The 1,836-nt window shown below is 29.6% G+C and carries 3 protein-coding genes; all 3 read right to left on the bottom strand.

Translation table 11 applies throughout. The features are described 5' to 3' along the window. Nucleotides 1-183 precede the first annotated feature (183 nt). Nucleotides 184-594 carry a hypothetical protein gene (locus QVO88_RS07380; protein WP_022287858.1) on the bottom strand — a complete coding sequence of 137 codons (411 nt, stop codon included), beginning with the start codon at nucleotides 592-594 and terminating at the stop codon, nucleotides 184-186. Nucleotides 595-975: 381 nt separating this feature from the next. Next, nucleotides 976-1,485, bottom strand: coding sequence for a hypothetical protein (locus tag QVO88_RS07375; RefSeq protein ID WP_022287857.1), 510 nt, complete (start codon nucleotides 1,483-1,485; stop codon nucleotides 976-978). Nucleotides 1,486-1,493: 8 nt separating this feature from the next. Further along, the coding region (locus QVO88_RS07370; protein WP_288177878.1) for a hypothetical protein at nucleotides 1,494-1,836 on the bottom strand (343 nt) is incomplete at its 5' end.

The raw sequence follows: 1,836 nt of genomic DNA, 5'->3' as shown, positions 1-1,836 counted from the left end.
CCTTCCGAAGAATCATTACTCCACTTATAGCAATCAAATAAATAGAATCTTATCTTTATTGTTTTTGAACAAATATACACTGCCACATTTTTCACATCTCCGCACATCATATTTCAAATCATTTGGTTCTGGCTGATATACGCGCATGCCTATGTGTTTACAACATAATCTCAAGTTAAACCCCTACGGATAATAAATACTGATTGCATCTATAGGTACTTTATATTCATCACAGTTATCTTCATCTTTTAATTCAAAGCATATACCCGATATATCTCGTAATTCATAAGTCGGCACAATATCATATTCACCGGTTTTGATGTCACCGATGTATTCTTTAACATCAGCCAAGGAAGAACCTATACCTATGGTATCATTAAATGTTCCTTTGAAATCCCCATATACTGTAATCTGCATAATAACATTATTAACCAGTAAGAACATCATATTCTTTGTTACAATTTTGATACAAGTTGGTAATACTATCTTCTTATACGCAATATTTTCTAATTGAATAGTTTTTATCAACTTATGATATGTCATTCCCAACTTATATTTGCCAACACTTTCCCCAGGTATAATTTGCAATTTCATGTAAGTTCTCCTTTTTATTTTTGCCGTACAGATTTTAGTCTGTACGGCAAAAATAATAGCAATAGCTAAATATTATAGTTAAGTAGATATTGAAGAGCTTTTTCATCCGATAATATTACGGGTGTTTCGATTGTTCCAAAATTAATGTTCTCAAAAAATGCGTTTTTTAATCCCTTACAGTTATTTATTGTAATATCGTGAAATAAACAATCCGAAAAATAACTATTCTCGAAATTAACATTTTCAAACATAACAGATTCAAATTTGCGTCGGTATCAGGTTTCATATAATTGGGTTTAATGGGATTGTAGCCTGAATCAACAAGTAATCCGGACATTTCCTCAACATCTGAAAAACAATCGCTGTGCTATCTGATTTCTCCTAAGTGTTTGACAAATAGCTATTCCATTTATTCATATTACTGATTTTAGAATCTATTTTAGATAAAAAATTTGACTTTATAACTTTATCGACAGCAACATAAAAAGTTTCCGTCCTGTTGCCAATGTTATTATAATCCAGCATATATTTTTCTTGTGTATCGGTATTGAAATAGTAAATAAATTCATTACCATTTTGCTGATAAACCCATACCAAATATTCATTGGGATTTATATCATAGCAAAAATAATAACTTGGCAGATAATTGGTATAGTCCTCAAATCCAATGGCATATCTAATCAAATGCTCATTTTCATCGGATATAATCATAGTTTTATCAGGTTGCCAACCTTTATTGCTTTCAATAACTTTGATTGAAATTAAAACATTATTATCAGTTTCAATTTTTTCATTAAACAGTGTTTTTTCATTCTTACCCAAACCAACAATAATGCCTGAAATAATTACTGCAGAAATAATAATGCCGACAACTACCAATACTTTTTTCATACTAAACCTCAATTAGCTAAGTCAAAATAATAATCGCAAAATGCACTTGCAAAACCATATATCATATTTTCAGTTATTAAATTACAAGTAGATGAACTATACACGCAACCAGCAGAAAGAAAATCCATAGGAGGTCTAATATATGATGTAGCAAGTATTTTCAAATCAGATCGTTCATTTGAACCTGTAATATTATATATAAAATCAGAAAATCTTTGCTTGTTGTTCATTTTTATTAAATAATTGTTAAGCAATTCATTTAAGTCCATATTGGGATTATCTTTATACTCATAGTATAAATTAACTGCATCTGCATCAACAATTACATCACTAATTCCGTAATGCGAATTC

This window comes from Ruminococcus sp. CAG:57 (genome assembly GCF_000435935.1).
Lineage (GTDB): Bacteria > Bacillota > Clostridia > Oscillospirales > Ruminococcaceae > Hominimerdicola > Hominimerdicola aceti.
Note: the sequence above shows the minus strand (reverse complement) of the source record. Positions and strands in the feature narration are given on the sequence as shown.

Coding starts and splice junctions, on each gene's coding strand:
- QVO88_RS07380 (WP_022287858.1), bottom strand. CDS start 594: ATGAAATTGCAAATTATACCTGGGGAAAGTGTTGGCAAATATAAGTTG.
- QVO88_RS07375 (WP_022287857.1), bottom strand. CDS start 1,485: ATGAAAAAAGTATTGGTAGTTGTCGGCATTATTATTTCTGCAGTAATT.